The following is a 16,387-nucleotide window of genomic DNA, read 5'->3' as shown; positions in this document are numbered from 1 at the left end:
CCGAGTCGATACTCGGAGCGGGGCCGCCCGCGTCGATCCCCCTAGACGCTCGCGCCCGGCTGCACCCGTGGTTTGGGAGCCCGCATCTTGCGCAGCTGCGAGGCGCGCACGAACGCGTACCAGCCCAGCGAGAAGCTGGAATCCTCGGCGTCCGGGAAGCGTTCCCGCACCCGCTTGTTCACGATCCGCCCCAGCACGAAGCCCTCGGCGATCATGAACACCATCATGACCAGCATGGCCAGCGTGACGTACGCCTGCAGCACCGGCGACAGGAACATGGTCAGAATCAACACCAACGCCAGCGGCATGAACAGTCCGAGCAGGTTGCGCCGCGCGTCGACCACATCGCGCACGTATCCCTTCACCGGGCCGCGGTCGCGCGGCAGCAGGAACTGCTCCTCACCCGCGAGCATGCGCGCCCGCCGGTCGGCATTCTCGGCGCGCCGCTGGGCGGCCGCGACCTTGCGCTGCTCCTTGTTGCCGCGATTGGCCTTGCGCCGGGCGCGCGCCTCCTTGGCGGTCATGGGCGCGGGCGCCACGGGACCGCGCCGACGCCCTTCGGCGTCCCGCCGCTTGGGGGTGGGACGGCCCTTGCCGAGCGTGACGTTCGGCTCGGCAACCGTCGCCGAATCGCCGTTCGACGAAGCGGAGGTGGTGTCGTCGGTGGTGCTGGACTCGCCGCGGCGCAGGAACTTCACGCCGACCAGGCTATTCGATCCCACGTTCGTCCGGAAAACGTGGTCCGTTTCCGGTGTCGTCGACCACACGAAACCCAGCCCCGACCGGGCTGAAACGGCGGCGCCGGTAGCCGGATATACGGACATCTCGCCCGGTCACGACCATGGTCGCGGCTTACCGCCCAGCTCGAGGGCTCGCGCCGCCCGCACCGCCGGATGTCCGGGTGGGTAGGGCGGATGAGTCGCCGGGTCCCGCGTAGGATGAGGAATAGCCGCCGGGGAAGCGGCGTTGACAGCCTTTGAGCCGTGCACAGTTCACGGTTGAACACGGTGCCCTAGGAGAGTTCATGACTGTGCAGAACGAGACCACCACCCACGGGGTGACGCTGACCGATGCCGCCGCCTCGAAGGCGAAGGCACTGCTGGATCAGGAGGGTCGCGACGACCTCGCGCTGCGGATCGCCGTGCAGCCCGGTGGCTGCGCCGGCCTGCGCTACCAGCTCTTCTTCGACGACCGCAGCCTCGACGGCGACCTGACCGTCGAGTTCGGCGGCGTGAACCTGGTGGTCGACCGCATGAGCGCCCCCTACGTGCAGGGCGCGGCGATCGATTTCGTCGACACCATCGAGAAGCAGGGTTTCACCATCGACAACCCGAACGCCACCGGCTCCTGCGCCTGCGGCGACAGCTTCAACTAAAGTCGCGCCGTCAGCGCGGAACCCCAGCCACGGGGTTCCGCGCTGACGCATGTCCAGCCGCGACCGAACCCGTAGCTCCCGGCCCGGATCGGCACGCCGATCCCCCGCTCGGGGGTGGAGTCGCCCGTCTCGGACAGTGTAGTTTTGGAGGGCGTCCGAGCATCGGCCGCCGATCCCACCGCCCCCCGCGTCTGTCGTCCCGCATACAGGTGTGCCTTCGCCTGGCCTTGAACACAGCGCACGACACCGAAGGATTCCGCACGTGACCATCGCCGTGTCCGCCTCCATCGCGACCGATCACCTCATGCGATTTCCGGGCAAGTTCTCCGATGTGCTGCTGGCCGATCAGCTGCAACATGTTTCGCTGAGTTTCCTGGTCGACGATCTGGTCATTCGCCGCGGCGGTGTCGCGGGCAATATCGCCTACGCGATGGGTCTGCTGGGCCGCAATCCGCTGCTGGTCGGCGCGGTGGGCCCCGACTTCGCGGATTATCGGCAGTGGCTGGAATCCCATGGCGTGGACTGCTCGGCGGTGAAGGTGTCCACCGAGGCGCACACGGCGCGCTTCGTCTGCACCACCGATGAGGCCATGGCGCAGATCGCCTCCTTCTACCCGGGCGCGATGAGTGAGGCCCGCGAGATCTCCATCGGCGAACTGGCCCGCACCCGCGCCATCGATCTGGTGCTGGTCGGCGCGAACGATCCCGACGCCATGCTGCTGCACACCGAGCAGGCCCGCGCCGCCGGGATCCCGTTCGCCGCCGACCCCTCCCAGCAGCTGGCCCGCCTGGACGGAGAGCAGGCGCTGCGCCTGATCGACGGTGCCGCATACCTTTTCACCAACGAGTACGAGTGGGGCCTGCTGCTGCAGAAGACCGGCCTGTCCGCCGCGGAGATCGGCGAGCGGGTCGGCATCCGGGTTACCACCCTGGGTGTGAAGGGTGCGTTGGTGGTCGACAAGGACGGCACCGAACTGCATGTCGATGTGGTGCCGGACAATTCGAAGGTCGACCCCACCGGCGTCGGTGACGGTTTCCGCGCGGGCTTCCTCACCGGCCACACGGCGGGTCTGAGCCTGGAACGCTCCGCGCAGCTGGGATCCCTTATCGCCGTGCACATTCTGGAAACCGTGGGCACCCAGGAATGGACCCTGGACCACGATGTGGCCGTGAAGCGCCTGCGCGCGGCCTACGGCCCGGAGGCTGCGGCGGAAATCGAAACAATTCTTCGCTGACACCCGCCGGTTCCCTGCCGGACGCCTGAGCCCCGCACACTGATCGCGTGATCGGTGCGCGGGGCACCTGTCTGCGCGGACATTTCGCCTGTCCGATCACTGCTCTGTACTGATCTACGCGGTCGGCCGATCGCGCCCGTTCCGAAGGATTGAACAAGTGTTTGCGTCATCGGACGCACCGCGATCGGGCGGTGCAGCCGTGCGAATCGGAATCGTGGATCTGATGTCGCTGCGGCCGGAGAGTATGACTCGCAGAGTCTTTGCCGCCGCAGTGGCCGCGGGCGCGGCGCGGCTGGGCTGGCGGACAACGGGTTTCGGTGCCGCGACCGGTAGCCCGTCGGCGAGCGTCGCGTCCGGACGAACGGCGACCGGATGCGCGTCGGACGAATCCTCGGCGACCTGTCGCCCGGACGGCCGCCCCTCGGAAATCCGGTCCGAGGCGACTGGGGCATCCCCAGAGGAGGCGGCCGAATCCGAAGTGGCGGTCACGTTTTTCGGCATCGACCCGCTCCGCGCGAGCATCGACGTCGATTGGCCCGCACTGGCCGCCATGGACGCCCTCATCATCAGCGGCAGTGAACCCAAGGCCGCGGATATCGCCGCCGAGCCCAGCCTCGCGGTGGTCGACCGCATCCTGCGCGACTGCTCGGGCGCTGCCTCACTGCTGTTCTCCTGCCAATCCGCCCACGCCGCACTGCATCTGCTGCACGGACTGGAGCGTCACCGTCTGCCGTACCGCGCACACGGTGCGTGCGACCACTGGGTACACGGTGCCGCCCTGGACCGCATGGGCGGCGTGCAGCCGGGCGCGCATCCCGGCACCGCACTGGTCGAAGGTCTGGCGACACCCGTGCGGGTGCCCCATTCCCGCTGGAACGCAATGACTTCCGCCGATCTCCGGGAGGCGGGCGTCGACATTCTGCTCGACTCCGAGGAAGCCGAATGGCACCTCGCCACCGGCCCCGACGGCCTACGCCACATCTTCCTCCAGGGCCACCCCGAATACCTGCCCGACACCATGGCCCGCGAACACCGCCGCGACCTGCGCCGCTGGCTGTCCGACCCGATGCGCCCCTTCCCCGCCATCCCGTCGCGCTACTTCCCGCACGACACCGAACAAACCCTCCTCGACCTCGCCGTCCGCCTCCGCACCACCTTCGACCCGACCCAGCTCGACGGCTTCCCACTGCCGATCCACCCGGCCGAGGTGATGGCCGACTGGACCGCCGACGCGGAAGTGTTCTTCGCCAACTGGATTCGAGCCGTCGCACAGGCCCGCTCGACCGCCACCACCCCGGCAGCCCCCGCACCTCAGCCGATCCCCTCGATCTGACCCGCCACCGGGCCGATGATTTCCGCGCCGCCGGTTCGTCTACACAGCACACCCCTGCGGAAGGAGCGAATCATGGCCGAGCCGAAAACACACACGCTCGAGGTTCCGGGCGCCATCCTCACCTACGACATCCGCGACTCCGAGGCCGGTGACGGTCCCGTCCTGCTGATGATCGGATCCCCCATGGGTGCGGCCGGTTTCGGCACCCTGGCCGGATACTTCACCGATCGCACGGTCGTCACCTACGATCCGCGCGGCGTGGAGCGCAGCATCCGCACCGACGACGCCCGCGAGTCCACCCCCGACCAGCACGCCGACGACCTGCACCGGCTCATCACCGCCCTGGATCGCGGCCCGGTGGACGTGTTCGCCAGCAGCGGCGGCGCCGTGAACGCACTCGCCCTGGTGGCGCAGCATCCCGAACAGGTGCGCACCCTGGTGGCGCACGAACCGCCCGCCGCGCAGGTGCTCCCGGACCGTGCGCACGCCCTGGCGGCCACCACCGCTGTGTGCCGCACCTACACCGAGCACGGTTTCGGCCCGGCCATGGCCAAATTCCTCACCCTGTCCAGCCATCGGGGCGAGGTACCGGCCGATTTCGCCGAGTGGCCCACCCCCGACCCCGCCGAGTTGGGCATGCCGACCGAGGACGACGGCAGCCGCGACGACGTGATGTTCGCGCAGAACCTCGCCACCCTGGCCTACTACGAGTACGACTTCGACGCCCTGCGCGCGGCCCCGACCCGCATCGTGCTGGCGGGTGGCATCGAATCCGAGGGCCAGCTCGCGCGCCGCGCGAGCGAGGCCGTCGCCCAGCGCCTCGGCACCGAGATGCGCATCTTCCCGAGCGACCACGGCGGTTTCCTCGGCGGCGAATACGGCCAGACCGGCGAACCCGAGGCTTTCGCGGCCGCCCTCCGCGAGGCGCTCGCGGGATGAGCGCACCGGGGAATCGGTACCGCGACCCGGCCGACCGCGTCACGCGCTGACCGTCCCCGCATTCGGTGCGGGCGCCGGGAGTCCCCGCCCGTCGATCCCGCCCGCCCAATAGGGTGTCCGGTATGGGATCCGACCGTGTGTACTTCCGCCAACTGCTCTCCGGCCGTGACTGGGCCGTGGGCGATCCGATCGCCACCCAGATGCGCAATTTCGCGTATCTCATCGGCGACCGCGACAGTGGCGAGTGCGTGGTGGTCGATCCGGCCTACGCGGCGAACGAGCTGGTCGAGATCGCCGAGGGTGACGGCATGCGCCTGAGCGGCGTCCTGGCCACCCACCACCACCCCGATCACGTCGGCGGCACCATGCTCGGTTTCACCCTGCGCGGCGTGAAGGAGCTCCTGGAAAACGTGGATGTGCCGGTGCACGTCAACAAGGAGGAGCTGCCCTGGGTCGCGCAGGTCACCGATATCGCGCCCAGTGAGCTGACCGGCCACGAGCACGGCGACAAGGTCGCGATCGGCGGCCTGGAGATCGAACTGCTGCACACCCCCGGCCACACCCCGGGCAGCCAGTGCTTCCTGTTCGACGACCGTCTCATCGCGGGCGACACCCTGTTCGTCGACGGCTGCGGCCGCACCGACTTCCCCGGCGGCGACTCCGACGCCATGTTCCACAGCCTCCGCTATCTGGCCGGGTTGAAGGGCGACCCGGTGGTGTACCCCGGCCACTGGTACTCCCAGGAGCCGAGCGCCGCCCTCTCCGCCGTGCGCGACAGCAATTACGTGATGCGCCCGCAGACGCTGGAGCAGTGGCACATGTTCATGCCCGGCTGATCGGCTTTCCACGAAACCTGCACCGTGCGGTCCTTCATCGACTAACTTGCGAAACGCTTTTGTTTCACAACTTGGGCCGGGACCCGTCCCGACCCGTCGGGGAAGGACTCCACCTCATGCGTAAAGCCCTGTGGCTCAACGGCGCGGCGCTGGCCGCCGCCGCCGTCCTGGCCGCCGCCGCACCCGCCCAGGCCGCCGCCGGCACCATCGGCTCCGACGGCACCTTCCGGGTCGGCGTCGATATCGAACCCGGCGTCTACACCACCACGACCGCTGTGCAGGCGTGCGGCTGGGCGCGCCTGAGCGCCGAGATCCCCGAACTCGACGCCATGATCGAAACCGGCGGCGCGGTCAACGGCAAAGCCACCGTCGAGATCAAGGCCGGCGACGTGGCCTTCTACACCGTCGGCTGCGGCACCTGGAAGCTGAAAACCACCGCCCAGTTCCCCTTCCCCACCGGCTCCGCCGCCAACTCCAGCGGCTCCGCCAGCTCCTCCGACCAGGGCTGATGCGAGGGGGAACTGGTGGCGGCGGCTACTCGGCCGGTCCCGCCACCATTTCCCCCTGATCACACGTTCAGGCGAGTTTGCGCATCCAGCCGTGGCGGTCGGCGAAGGTGCCGCGCTGGATTCCGGTGAGGGTGTCGCGAAGGGCCATGGTGACCTCGCCGGGCTCACCGTCGCCGATGGTGAATTCACCCTCGGCGGAGACGACCGATCCGACCGGGATGACCACGGCCGCGGTGCCACAGCCGAACACCTCGGTGATCTCCCCGGATTCGACGCCGCTGCGCCATTCCGCCACGGAGACCTTGCGCTCCTCCACCCGGTAGCCCGCATCGGCGGCCAGGGTGATCAGCGAATCGCGGGTGATGCCCGGCAGCAGCGAACCGGACAGTTCCGGGGTGACCAGGCGGGCGTCGGAGCCGGTGCCGAAGACGAAGAACAGGTTGTTGGTGCCCATCTCCTCGACGTAGTTGCGCTCGCACGCGTCCAGCCACACCACCTGATCGCAGCCCTTGGCGGCGGCCTCCTGCTGAGCCAGCAGCGAGGCGGCGTAGTTGCCCGCCACCTTGGCCTCACCGGTGCCGCCGGGAGCGGCCCGCACGAATTCGGTCGACAGCCACACCCGCACCGGCTTCAGCCCACCCGCGAAGTACGCACCCGCGGGCGACCCGAGTAGCAGGTACTTGTAGCCCGCTGCGGGCTTAACCCCCAACCCGACCTCGGTCGCGAACATGAACGGCCGCAGGTACAGCGACTCCTCACCCCCGGCCGGCGGCACCCACTCCCCGTCCACCTCGAGCAGCTGCCGGATGGACTCGACGAACAGCTCCTCCGGCAGCTCGGCCATGGCCATCCGCCGCGCCGACCGCTGGAACCGCTGCGCGTTGGCGTCCACCCGGAACGTCGCGATACTCCCATCGGACTGCCGGTACGCCTTCAACCCCTCGAAGATGGCCTGCCCGTAGTGGAACACCATGGTCGAGGGATCCATGGACAGCGGCGCATACGGCTGCACCCGCCCGTTCACCCACTCGCCGTCGACATAGTCCAGCGACACCATGTGATCGGTGAAGTACCGCCCGAACCCGGGCGCCGCGAGAATCTCCTGTCGCCGCTCCACCGGGGTGGGAGCCGGATGCGAGGTGCGAGAGAAATGCGCGGCAACAGTCATGACCGGGAGTTTAATTCGCCCGTCCGGAGCCGCCGGTGTCGCCTCGGAAAAACTCCCACATGGCCAGCTCCCCATCGTGCGCCCGCAGCTTGGCGACGGCCGCGTCGAGCGGGCGTTCCTGAGTGAGTTCGTAGAACAGGTACAGCGCCGCGAACAGGCTGGCGTGCCCGTACGGAGCGTCGGTCGGGGCGATATAGGCCGCGGCCCCGCTGTCGAGGAACGCCCGCGCCAGCTCCTTGTCGCCGGTCTCGCAGCCGAGCGAGATCACGGTGCTGCCCGCCAATCGGAAGTGCGCACGCACCTCCTCCGGCCCGAGCCGGTCGAACGGCTGCGCGGCGGCGATCTCACCCCCGAGTTCCGGCAGCAGAATCGCCCCGTCGATCCCATGGCAACACAGCACCACATAGGGCGCGACCGGCCGCCCGCCCCCGAGCGCGGCCACCAGATGCCGGGCCTGCCCGATGGTCAGGAAGTTGACCTGAATCCCGAACTCCTCGAGCGCGATCCGCAATGGCTGCGCACACGAGTCCTCGATGACGACGAGATCCACCGTCGTCCACGCCAACCGCCCGTCACAGACTTCGTCCACTCGCGACATGAGCACGAGTCTCGCGGCGACGGGTGCGGCGCGACAACTTCTTTACCATCGGGCAACCGCCAACGCCGCCGCGATCGCGATGACCGCGAGCGGAATTCATGCCGGACAGTCTGGACACCGAGCAGCCAGTACACGGCGGCAGCAGCAGCCGCCACCGACACCTCGCTCCACCGCATCACCAGCCGTGCGACCCCACCCGGACCCGCGACGACCCCGCACAACTTCACGCCCACCACCCCCCTGCTACCGTGCGTACGCACACATCAAGATCGAAATGGGGGGCTTCCGTTGACCACGGAATCGCCAGGCAGCCTACGCGATCCCGAATTGCCTAGCATAAATGGCTCGCGCGCGAGCGTCCGTCGGGAGCCGTCGCGGGAGCGACATCGCGTCCTGCGTCGCGCAGCCACGATAGTGAGCAGATACCTAGCCGCAGTGGCCGCTTCCGGAGTTATCGCTATCGCCACGGGATGCTCACTGGCCGGCACCACTACCACCGCCGAGCCGGAAGCACCGACAGGATTCACCTCCGTCCCATCCTGCGCCGAGTTGGACCCGTTGCTCGAGCCGCAACTACGCGATTTCGCTGTCGGGTTGCATCGACCAGACACTCCGATGCAGACCCAGTACGTCGAGAATGCTCGGATAGTGCAGGGAGTCACCTGTGCGATCACTTATGACGATCCGATGCCGGACGGAGAGAACTACCCGGCGGCCGGACCGCTGTCGCGGTCATTGACACTGACCCTGCGGGCCACCGGCGAATCACGGACCCACTGGGCGAAGACGCGGACCGTCAGACCCGACACCGTCGGTCTGGAGCGGATCGATGGCCCCACCCAGCTGTCCGGGGTTGGTGATGACGCCGTGCTCGTGGCCGGCTTCCGATCCCTGGTGGATACGGCAGAAGCGCGAATCCGTGCACGCGTCCACAACGTCGAGATCGAAGTGAATACCAGCGGAATGGATTGGGCCGGTGGTCCTTCGATGCCGGTAACCGACTCCCCGAGTCTACGCACGAGCCTGTCCACAGCCGCGAAGCAACTCACCACCGCCATCGCCGGCGCCCTGCCGCAACTGTCGCCACCGACCACGATCGGATGGACACTCCAGCCTTCCGCCCCCGAGAACGACGACTCACCGCCCGATACCTCACCCATCACCGTCTGGGATCCGTGCTCGATACCGGAGTCGGCCGTGACACAAGCCGGGCTCGACCCCACCTCGAAAGAATCGAGTCCCGGCGTGCACGAGGAATCCGCCCGCTGCGAGTGGGCTGGCCAAGGATTCAGCCTCGTACTCGAATCCGAGGCCCGCCTTTTCCGCTCGGACATCTATGGGCATCCTGATTGGCGCACCGGATTCACACCGGTCGTCGTCGGCGGGCGTACCGCAGTGTTCGTGGACTCGGTCTCGCATGGTGATACCGGGTGCATGCTCGCCTTCGACGTACCGCAGGGTGTGCGCTGGGGCGGTACGGTCGGGATCGTGGCCATGGAGGCGTGGGCCTCGCGCCCGTCCTACAGCGGCGGGATGGGCCGCCCCGCATTGTGCGACGCACTCCACCGCGTTGCGGATGTCCTGGTCCCCCATCTGCCCCCAGGGCGACCGTAGGCGCTCGGCGATCACCTGAGTTGGTGACCGCTATCCGCAATACTCGCTGTATGGAGTATGCGGGGGCGAAAGTGTTGTCGACCGATGAGTATGCGGTGTGGCGGATCCGGAACTGGTCGACTGACCTCATAATTCTCACCGTGATCGTCCTGGTCGGTCTGACCGGCATCGGGCTCTTCTCCATGCCGAATGCGGCGGTCTACCTCACAGGAGAACGGGTGGCGGGGAAGGTGCGTGTTTGTCAGCTCAACAACCGCGAGCGTCCCGGATGGGGCTACACCTGCACCGGATCGTGGCGTCTGGCAGACGGCCGGACGGGAGTCGGGAAACTAGAGGGTGTCGGTACGAAGCACCCAAGGGGAGCGGTCATCGCCCTACGTGTTCGCGACGATGCGGCGGTCATCGAAAGCCCACGCTGGCTCATCTTCGTCGGTATCGGCGCGACGGCGCTGGTGGCACTGGTGACGATCGCCATCCGCGCTACTCGGCGCTGGCTTCAGGAAAGACAACGGAGCAAGCACCGATAACCGGCCAAGGTTTGATTGACAACCGTCTTCGCCGGGGCCCCGGGGGGTGAGACCGACGGAGTCGGCCAGGATTATCCGTGAGCAGAAGCGCAAGATCGCCGAGCAGGAGCAGACGATCGAGACCCTTTCTGCGGCAATGTCTTTTGCGCGCGGACAACTCTCTCGCCTCACCTATGCACCCCAGGTGGCGGCCATCATCATCGACCGCCGCCACCCGGTGGACCGGTGACCGTTCAGGCGGTCTTCGCCTGCACGAACGGCGGCCGCACCACCTCGCACCGCAGCCGACGCCCGCGCACGTCGACCTCCACCTCGTCCCCCTCCGCGAGTCCCGCAGCGGTGTCGAGCAGTGCGAGCGCGATGCCGATCTTGAGCGTCGGCGAGAAGGTGCCGGAGGTGGTCTCCCCCACCCGCTCGTCACCCCGCATCACGGCCTGCCCCTGCCGCAGCACACCCCGATCGAGTGCCTTCAGCCCCAACAGCATTCGCTTCGGCCCGGCCGCCTTCTCCTGCTCCAGCGCGGCCTTGCCCCAGAACTCCGGCTTCTTCCACCCGACCGCCCACCCGGCACGAGCCTGCACCGGCGAGATCTCCAGCGACAGTTCGTGTCCGTGCAGCGGATACCCCATCTCGGTGCGCAACGTATCGCGGGCACCGAGCCCCGCGGGCTGCCCACCGGCGGCACGCACCTGCGCGACGAGCGCCCGGAACAGCGCCTCGGCATCCGCCCAGCGCGGCAGCAATTCGTACCCGTGCTCCCCGGTATAGCCGGTGCGGCACACCCGAACCGGCCGCCCCTCCCACTCGGCGTCGGCGTACGCCATGTACTCCATCTCGGTCGGCAACCCGAGCGCCGTCAACACCTCCACCGACTTCGGCCCCTGCACCGCGAACACCGCGTACTCCCGATGCTCATCGGTGACCGTGACCCCGTCCGGCGAGGCCTTCGCCAACTCGGCCACCACCGCCGCCGTATTCGCCGCATTCGGCACCAGGAAGATCTCGTCATCCGACACGTAGTAGGCGATCAGATCATCGATCACCCCACCCTCGTCCGTACAGCACAACGTGTACTGCGCCTTCCCCGGCCGAATCCGCCCGAGATCATTGCTCAGTGCCGAATTCACGAACGCCGCCGCCCCCGCCCCCTTGACGGTCGCCTTCCCCAAATGACTCACATCGAAAAGCCCCACCGCGGTCCGCACCGCCGTGTGCTCCCCCACCGTCCCCGCATAAGAAACCGGCATCTCCCACCCCCCGAACGGTGCGAAGGTAGCGCCGAGCTCGACATGAACGGCGTGGATGGGTCCCTGCAGCAGCTTCTCGTCGGTCACGAGTAGGAGCTTATCGGCCACCCCCGCGAATCCCCGCCCAGCAGGAACCGAAACCGCCCCACCAGCGTCGATAGTGATGACACTCAGCTATCAACCGTAGTCGGTGCGCTAGAGTCTGCTCGGTATCGGCGGTCCAGGGAGAAGTATGACGTTCGAAGTGAATCCCGAGGGACTCCGCGCGGCTGCGGGGGCGCTGGCACTGCTGTCCACCCAGATCGACAGCGCTCCCCACCTGGGTGCCGAACCCGCAGCCAACGGTATGCTCGGCTCATCGGTCGGAAGCGCATTGGTCGATTCCGACCCGCGTAGCCGACAGGCGAAGGACCTGCTGAAGGCCCGGTTCAATCAGTTCTCCGCCATCCTGGCGCTGTCGGCGGAAACGTACAGCGGCACCGACATGGAGATTGCGAGCCGTCTCGCGGCTATCACCGATATCAACTCCGGGGCACCACCGCAGGACGGTGGGTGATGCCGACTCCACTTCAGGTCCTGAACTGGGATGTGACCGGCTACCAGAAGGTCGCCGAGAACGCTTCCCACATCGCCGACACGTGCATCGCCGCATCGAACGACATGCACGGCACGATCTACGACCTGGCCTGGAAAGGCGAGGCCAGATACGCCGCCGAGTCGAGAGCCGACCGAGAACAGACGCAAATGCGTGCCATCGCGATCGCCTACGACAACCTGTCGAGCGCATGCGCGGGCGCGGTACGGGACATGACCGGCCCGATCGACGACATCAAAACAATCTTCCGCAACTACGTTCGCCCACCGATCACGGTCGGCGACGACTGGAGCATCGGCGGTGTCGAGGACTGGAATTCCGAGGCTGGAATCCAGCTGTCGAGGCTGTCCGGGCTCGTCGAAGCCCTTGTGACCTACGACGCCCACTGGGGAGCTCTGATCTCGCAGGCGAATCGCGAACTGGAGGCCACGGCGCCGGCACCCGTCCTCGCTGCCGCCTACGCCGAGATCGTGTCCGCCCAATCCACGGATCCACGAGCCGATCCCGAACGCATCCGCACCTCGGCTGCTGCTTTTCAGCAGGTATTCGGCCGGGCACCCGGCAGTCCGGCCGATTGGGCTACAGCAGAAGTGCTCAATCCGAACAGCTACAGCCCCAAGTACAACGGCGTATCGCCCGAAATCGTTGTCGGGCGGATCAACCCGGTTCCGGGCCAGGGTTTAGTCCGCTCAGCGTTCTACATTCCCGCCGCACAGGTCACGAACCTCCCCGAATACGATCTGGGTGACAATCGCCAGGAGGATCCCTACTTCGACCCTGAACATGCTCGTGTGGTCACCTATGTGGACTACGAGAACGGGATCATCGTGACCAGACAGAACCCTTCGGTGACTGTCGATGGCGATGTCAAGGTGGACCGTCCGGAGGTAGAAGCGCAACAGCTGAAGGATGGATCAATACTGGTCCGCTACGACGCCGTGAATCCGTTCGCACCGCCGGGCTCATCACTTTCCGGGCATTCCGTAAACGGCGAGATAGTATTCGCCCCGGAGAGCGGAAACCCTGGAACCGCCCGGATAGCCGCGGGTGGACTCATCACCGATTACCCCTCCGTCGAGATATACCAGGACAACTCAGCTGGAACCGCGCGGCCTGTGCTCATCGACGCGGCGGATTCCGGCAGCCAGTGGGGCCCTCTGTTCAACCTGCCATTTCATCACGAAGTCGGTGGAGGTACCGCAATGTTCGACCCATTCCGGGCCGACTTCAGTCAGCCCGACTGGCAGCGCAATGCGCCGACCCAACTCGGCAGCGTGCACAACCCGCCATCCGTCGTGGTCGTGACCAAATGATCCACAACGAATCCGACAGCCGGACAGTCGATCGCTCGTTCTGGCGCTGGGCAACACTCGCGCTGCCCCTCGCGATCGCTTTCGAAGCCGCGCTGTTCGCTGCCATCGGTTCAGCCATCGTCAACTCGGACCCCGTCGCCGACCCATCCCGGCATCTGCTGTTCTCCATAGTCGCAGCCGTGATGGTGACCGGCGCGATTCTGCTGTTCCGCAAGGGAACTTCAGCCTCTAGAGGCACTGCCCTCGGGACCACGGCGGCCTGCGCCTTCCTACTGTTCTTCTGGCTGGTGACACTGTGACCGACCAGAACCCCGGCTTCCTCCGCAATGACTGGTTCGGCCCCGAATCCTTCGCCGCAGCCATCGCCGGCCTCATCTGCATCTCATTGCCCTACATCGGGTGGCTCCCGAACGACGCGGTGTGGGCGATCCTCGCACCGGCACTGGCAGGTTCAGCGCTGCTCCCGTTCGCCGGTACCGCCCGCCGGATCGGCGTCGGCTTCGTCACCGCATTCGCCGGCTTCGTAGTCGTGCTGATCGCGTTTCTCATCGGCTTAGCGATCGGACATCTGTTCTGAGGAAAGTACAGCTGTGCATCGCAGCGATCCTGCTGGCGGCCATCGGGTGCGCCGTCCCGACCGGCAAGGAGAAACCCGTGCCCAGCACCACCGAGTTCGCACAACTGACCCCGGCCGGGATCGAACGGATCAAGCAAACCGGCCACGCCCGATTCGACCTCCGCAACCGCGAACTGACCAAAGCCGCAGCAGGTATGGAAGGCCAAGCCATGGGCCCGATCATCGGCGGTCCCGATCAGCCCATGATCACACTCGAACTCCTCGGACCCAACAGGACCGAAACTGTGGAGACGAACACCATCGGTTTCGTCTCGACCGGTTCCGCCGGGGCCCCATACGATGAGATCGTCTTCTTTCGTCCCTTCGACACAGCTCAGCAGGCGAACGATGAACTCCGCGAAGGTATAACTCGCTGGGGCTTCAACGCGGGAAAGATCGAGCTGTGGGAACAGAACTCACGTGGAGAGTCGGACTACCAGCAGGTCGTATCTTCTGGCATCGGCCCCAGCGGCTTGGTGGTAACGGTCGAGGCATATCTGAAGCGTGGCAAACCGCTACTCCGCTATATGGTCCACCTCGAGCCACACCTCTACGCACCGCAAGCCCTCGAAGACATTCGCACCACGGGAATCACCACATACACGGGCTGAATCGCGAGCTGGCACCTACTGCTCGGCTAACAACCGCTCTGTCGCGGCGACCGCACGGGCCAAGGAATCCGGCCCCTGACCGAGCTCCGCGATGATGCGATCCATATCCCGCAGGCCAGCCTTGGCGAGCAACCGCTTCTCGTTGAGCACCCATTCACCACGGGCGGCGAGTACGGCATGAGCTGTGTACATTGCGGCCGTCGCCAGTGCACCGGCGACCTCGGCTACCTGACCACGTGCTACATAAGCCTTCTTGGCATACAGCATCGTGAGATTCGCTCGTTCTCGCCATTGCTTCGGTGCCGACTCCCGCAGCGCGTCGGGAAACTCCGGCCGGGGCAGGCTTCCGCGAAGGACCTCGTTCACAGCCAGTTCCGCCACGACGAGATAGCTCGGGATCCCCGCGAGGTGGAACATCAGTGGTTCCCAATGGAACCGCCCCTCCCCAGCCTCCTTCAACTCGTGTTCGACAACGTCGAGATCGCGGTAGAGCACATCGACGTGCCGACCGTCGATGGTCAGCCACGCACCACCGTTGAACACACCGGCGCCCCACGCACCGACATCGAATACCTCTCCCTCCCAACCGATCGCGCGCAGACCCTCAGGATCGAACGGACCGCGATAGTAGATCCCGAAGTCCCAGTCACTGTCCGGTGAGTGCGTACCCTGCGCGCGCGATCCGCCGAGCGTGACCGCAAGCACGTTGGGCAGTGCGGCGAGCCGCTCGGCCACGTACTCGCGAAATCCATCGTCGTCGTACTTCATATCCACCCAATCCTGCTACGAGATCACCACGACCCGTTTCGCACCCGGCCCGGCCGCGTGTCGCCCCGGATCGAGACAGGTGAGCAGCCGTCGCTCATCCATCACCTCGATCTGGAATCCCTTCGCCCGCAGCTCCTCGACCCGCCGCGCCTTGACCGTGGTGAACGCGCCGGGATCCACCCCGTCGAACCCGTCCCCGATCACCAGACACGTGGTCCGCCGGGTGACGTTCCGCGCCGGTGTGGCCCCGCAGGCGGCGATGGCATCCCATGCCTCCTGCCGACTCATGGTCGCCAGCTCCCCGGTGAACACCACCACCTGTCCGAACAACGGATGCCCCGGATCCCCGCCACGCACCTCCGGCATGACCAATTCCGCACGCGGGAACGCGGAGCGCCGCCGACGCCGCACCGAACCGTCCCTAACCCGCCTGGGCCGCACCTCCCCCAACCGCTCGAGCTCCGCGAGACTGTCCACTCCCACTCGCTTCGCCAACGCCACCACGATGTCCGCCGCCGCAGCAGCGTCCGCCCCCGCGTCGTGATGCGCGATCAACTCGACCCCCAGCGCCCCAGCGACATCCGGCAGCCGATAGCTCTCCAAGTCCAGATGCCGTCGAGCGATCGCCAAGCTACACCGAAAGTCCCAGTCGGGCACGTCGATCCCGCTGTGCCCACACGCTTCTCGCACCGCCCCGCTGTCGAACCCGGCATTGTGCGCCACAACCGGCAACCCATCCACCATCCGCACTATCTCGGGCAACACCGCACCGAAGACCGGTTCCCCGGCCACCATAGGAGCCGAAATCCCGTGCACACGAACGTTGTGCCGCGCAAAGAAGTCCACGGCCCCCGGCGGCCGACACAACCACGAACGACTACCAACCCGTGTCCCCTCCCGTACAACGGAGATCCCGATAGCACACACACTCCCCCGCGCCGAGTTCGCGGTCTCCACATCGAGCGCCGCGAACGACAGACCGGCCACGCTCACCGCGGTACGACCGGCAGCGGCCGCACACCTACCCCACCCAACTCGATCTGTAACGGCCACATCAGTCGCAGCGACTCGAATACGCTCCAAGCCCCGGTCAATTCCGCAGTA

General features: G+C 66.9%; 20 protein-coding genes. 14 read left to right on the top strand and 6 right to left on the bottom strand.

What is annotated here, in order from left to right:
• Positions 1 to 41 precede the first annotated feature (41 nt).
• The gene (locus ON31_RS14785) at positions 42 to 698 is read right to left on the bottom strand and encodes a DUF3043 domain-containing protein (protein ID WP_029929658.1); all 657 of its coding nucleotides are present in this window, start codon (positions 696 to 698) and stop codon (positions 42 to 44) included.
• Between the two features lie 326 nt (positions 699 to 1,024).
• On the opposite strand from ON31_RS14785, the gene erpA reads away from it, so the two are divergent.
• The 6 genes from erpA (at position 1,025) to ON31_RS14755 (ending at position 6,226) form a co-directional block, all read left to right on the top strand.
• Positions 1,025 to 1,375, top strand: coding sequence for an iron-sulfur cluster insertion protein ErpA (gene erpA, locus ON31_RS14780; protein WP_029929660.1), 351 nt, complete (start codon positions 1,025 to 1,027; stop codon positions 1,373 to 1,375).
• A 262-nt stretch (positions 1,376 to 1,637) separates the two neighbouring features.
• Positions 1,638 to 2,609: a carbohydrate kinase family protein gene (locus tag ON31_RS14775; protein WP_039814177.1), complete on the top strand. Its 972-nt coding sequence runs from the start codon at positions 1,638 to 1,640 to the stop codon at positions 2,607 to 2,609.
• A gap of 478 nt (positions 2,610 to 3,087) precedes the next feature.
• Positions 3,088 to 3,942, top strand: a complete 855-nt coding sequence (locus ON31_RS34680) for a homoserine O-acetyltransferase/O-succinyltransferase family protein (protein ID WP_051037256.1) — start codon at positions 3,088 to 3,090, stop codon at positions 3,940 to 3,942.
• A 72-nt stretch (positions 3,943 to 4,014) separates the two neighbouring features.
• On the top strand, positions 4,015 to 4,881 hold the full coding sequence (locus ON31_RS14765; protein ID WP_039814174.1) for an alpha/beta fold hydrolase: 867 nt from the start codon (positions 4,015 to 4,017) through the stop codon (positions 4,879 to 4,881).
• Between the two features lie 122 nt (positions 4,882 to 5,003).
• Positions 5,004 to 5,717, top strand: a complete 714-nt coding sequence (locus ON31_RS14760; protein ID WP_039814172.1) for an MBL fold metallo-hydrolase — start codon at positions 5,004 to 5,006, stop codon at positions 5,715 to 5,717.
• Positions 5,718 to 5,833: 116 nt separating this feature from the next.
• On the top strand, positions 5,834 to 6,226 hold the full coding sequence (locus ON31_RS14755) for an Rv1352/Rv1906c domain-containing protein (protein ID WP_039814170.1): 393 nt from the start codon (positions 5,834 to 5,836) through the stop codon (positions 6,224 to 6,226).
• Between the two features lie 67 nt (positions 6,227 to 6,293).
• On the opposite strand, the gene ON31_RS14750 is transcribed toward ON31_RS14755, so the two are convergent.
• Both ON31_RS14750 and ON31_RS14745 read right to left on the bottom strand, forming a co-directional pair.
• Positions 6,294 to 7,394: a branched-chain amino acid aminotransferase gene (locus ON31_RS14750; RefSeq protein ID WP_029929671.1), complete on the bottom strand. Its 1,101-nt coding sequence runs from the start codon at positions 7,392 to 7,394 to the stop codon at positions 6,294 to 6,296.
• A 10-nt stretch (positions 7,395 to 7,404) separates the two neighbouring features.
• On the bottom strand, positions 7,405 to 7,992 hold the full coding sequence (locus ON31_RS14745; RefSeq protein WP_039814200.1) for a hypothetical protein: 588 nt from the start codon (positions 7,990 to 7,992) through the stop codon (positions 7,405 to 7,407).
• 615 nt (positions 7,993 to 8,607) lie between these two features.
• Here ON31_RS14745 and ON31_RS14740 point away from each other — a divergent pair.
• Genes ON31_RS14740 through ON31_RS14730 form a run of 3 tightly spaced genes read left to right on the top strand, consistent with a single transcriptional unit; the run spans position 8,608 to position 10,362 of the window.
• The gene (locus ON31_RS14740) at positions 8,608 to 9,606 is read left to right on the top strand and encodes a DUF3558 family protein (protein ID WP_039814168.1); all 999 of its coding nucleotides are present in this window, start codon (positions 8,608 to 8,610) and stop codon (positions 9,604 to 9,606) included.
• Between the two features lie 50 nt (positions 9,607 to 9,656).
• Positions 9,657 to 10,133, top strand: coding sequence for a hypothetical protein (locus tag ON31_RS14735; RefSeq protein WP_039814167.1), 477 nt, complete (start codon positions 9,657 to 9,659; stop codon positions 10,131 to 10,133).
• Between the two features lie 46 nt (positions 10,134 to 10,179).
• Positions 10,180 to 10,362 carry a hypothetical protein gene (locus ON31_RS14730; RefSeq protein ID WP_039814165.1) on the top strand — a complete coding sequence of 61 codons (183 nt, stop codon included), beginning with the start codon at positions 10,180 to 10,182 and terminating at the stop codon, positions 10,360 to 10,362.
• Positions 10,363 to 10,366: 4 nt separating this feature from the next.
• Here ON31_RS14730 and gcvT read toward each other — a convergent pair whose 3' ends face one another.
• Positions 10,367 to 11,467, bottom strand: coding sequence for a glycine cleavage system aminomethyltransferase GcvT (gene gcvT / locus ON31_RS14725; protein WP_039814198.1), 1,101 nt, complete (start codon positions 11,465 to 11,467; stop codon positions 10,367 to 10,369).
• Between the two features lie 145 nt (positions 11,468 to 11,612).
• Between gcvT and ON31_RS14720 the strand changes: the two genes are divergently transcribed.
• The 5 genes from ON31_RS14720 (at position 11,613) to ON31_RS14700 (ending at position 14,515) form a co-directional block, all read left to right on the top strand.
• On the top strand, positions 11,613 to 11,936 hold the full coding sequence (locus ON31_RS14720) for a hypothetical protein (protein ID WP_039814163.1): 324 nt from the start codon (positions 11,613 to 11,615) through the stop codon (positions 11,934 to 11,936).
• A complete protein-coding gene (locus tag ON31_RS14715) occupies positions 11,936 to 13,288 on the top strand; it encodes a hypothetical protein (protein WP_039814161.1) in 1,353 nt (450 codons plus the stop codon). Before ON31_RS14720 ends, ON31_RS14715 begins: the two co-directional genes overlap by 1 nt.
• A complete protein-coding gene (locus ON31_RS14710; protein ID WP_051037255.1) occupies positions 13,285 to 13,587 on the top strand; it encodes a hypothetical protein in 303 nt (100 codons plus the stop codon). Before ON31_RS14715 ends, ON31_RS14710 begins: the two co-directional genes overlap by 4 nt.
• The gene (locus ON31_RS14705) at positions 13,584 to 13,865 is read left to right on the top strand and encodes a hypothetical protein (RefSeq protein ID WP_039814159.1); all 282 of its coding nucleotides are present in this window, start codon (positions 13,584 to 13,586) and stop codon (positions 13,863 to 13,865) included. Before ON31_RS14710 ends, ON31_RS14705 begins: the two co-directional genes overlap by 4 nt.
• 77 nt (positions 13,866 to 13,942) lie before the next feature.
• Positions 13,943 to 14,515, top strand: coding sequence for a hypothetical protein (locus ON31_RS14700; protein ID WP_039814158.1), 573 nt, complete (start codon positions 13,943 to 13,945; stop codon positions 14,513 to 14,515).
• A 15-nt stretch (positions 14,516 to 14,530) separates the two neighbouring features.
• Here ON31_RS14700 and ON31_RS14695 read toward each other — a convergent pair whose 3' ends face one another.
• Both ON31_RS14695 and ON31_RS14690 read right to left on the bottom strand, forming a co-directional pair.
• Entirely contained in the window at positions 14,531 to 15,283 is a 753-nt protein-coding gene (locus ON31_RS14695) for a nucleotidyltransferase domain-containing protein (protein WP_039814156.1), read from the bottom strand.
• A 15-nt stretch (positions 15,284 to 15,298) separates the two neighbouring features.
• Positions 15,299 to 16,210, bottom strand: coding sequence for an exonuclease domain-containing protein (locus tag ON31_RS14690; RefSeq protein WP_370450489.1), 912 nt, complete (start codon positions 16,208 to 16,210; stop codon positions 15,299 to 15,301).
• Positions 16,211 to 16,387 lie beyond the last annotated feature (177 nt).

The organism is Nocardia otitidiscaviarum NBRC 14405, assembly GCF_000308635.1.
Lineage (GTDB): Bacteria > Actinomycetota > Actinomycetes > Mycobacteriales > Mycobacteriaceae > Nocardia > Nocardia otitidiscaviarum.
This window is presented reverse-complemented; position numbering and strand designations above follow the sequence as displayed.

Coding starts and splice junctions, on each gene's coding strand:
- erpA (WP_029929660.1), top strand. CDS start 1,025: ATGACTGTGCAGAACGAGACCACCACCCACGGGGTGACGCTGACCGAT.
- ON31_RS14765 (WP_039814174.1), top strand. CDS start 4,015: ATGGCCGAGCCGAAAACACACACGCTCGAGGTTCCGGGCGCCATCCTC.
- ON31_RS14760 (WP_039814172.1), top strand. CDS start 5,004: ATGGGATCCGACCGTGTGTACTTCCGCCAACTGCTCTCCGGCCGTGAC.
- ON31_RS14755 (WP_039814170.1), top strand. CDS start 5,834: ATGCGTAAAGCCCTGTGGCTCAACGGCGCGGCGCTGGCCGCCGCCGCC.
- ON31_RS14750 (WP_029929671.1), bottom strand. CDS start 7,394: ATGACTGTTGCCGCGCATTTCTCTCGCACCTCGCATCCGGCTCCCACC.
- ON31_RS14745 (WP_039814200.1), bottom strand. CDS start 7,992: ATGTCGCGAGTGGACGAAGTCTGTGACGGGCGGTTGGCGTGGACGACG.
- ON31_RS14740 (WP_039814168.1), top strand. CDS start 8,608: ATGCAGACCCAGTACGTCGAGAATGCTCGGATAGTGCAGGGAGTCACC.
- ON31_RS14735 (WP_039814167.1), top strand. CDS start 9,657: ATGGAGTATGCGGGGGCGAAAGTGTTGTCGACCGATGAGTATGCGGTG.
- ON31_RS14720 (WP_039814163.1), top strand. CDS start 11,613: ATGACGTTCGAAGTGAATCCCGAGGGACTCCGCGCGGCTGCGGGGGCG.
- ON31_RS14715 (WP_039814161.1), top strand. CDS start 11,936: ATGCCGACTCCACTTCAGGTCCTGAACTGGGATGTGACCGGCTACCAG.
- ON31_RS14710 (WP_051037255.1), top strand. CDS start 13,285: ATGATCCACAACGAATCCGACAGCCGGACAGTCGATCGCTCGTTCTGG.
- ON31_RS14695 (WP_039814156.1), bottom strand. CDS start 15,283: ATGAAGTACGACGACGATGGATTTCGCGAGTACGTGGCCGAGCGGCTC.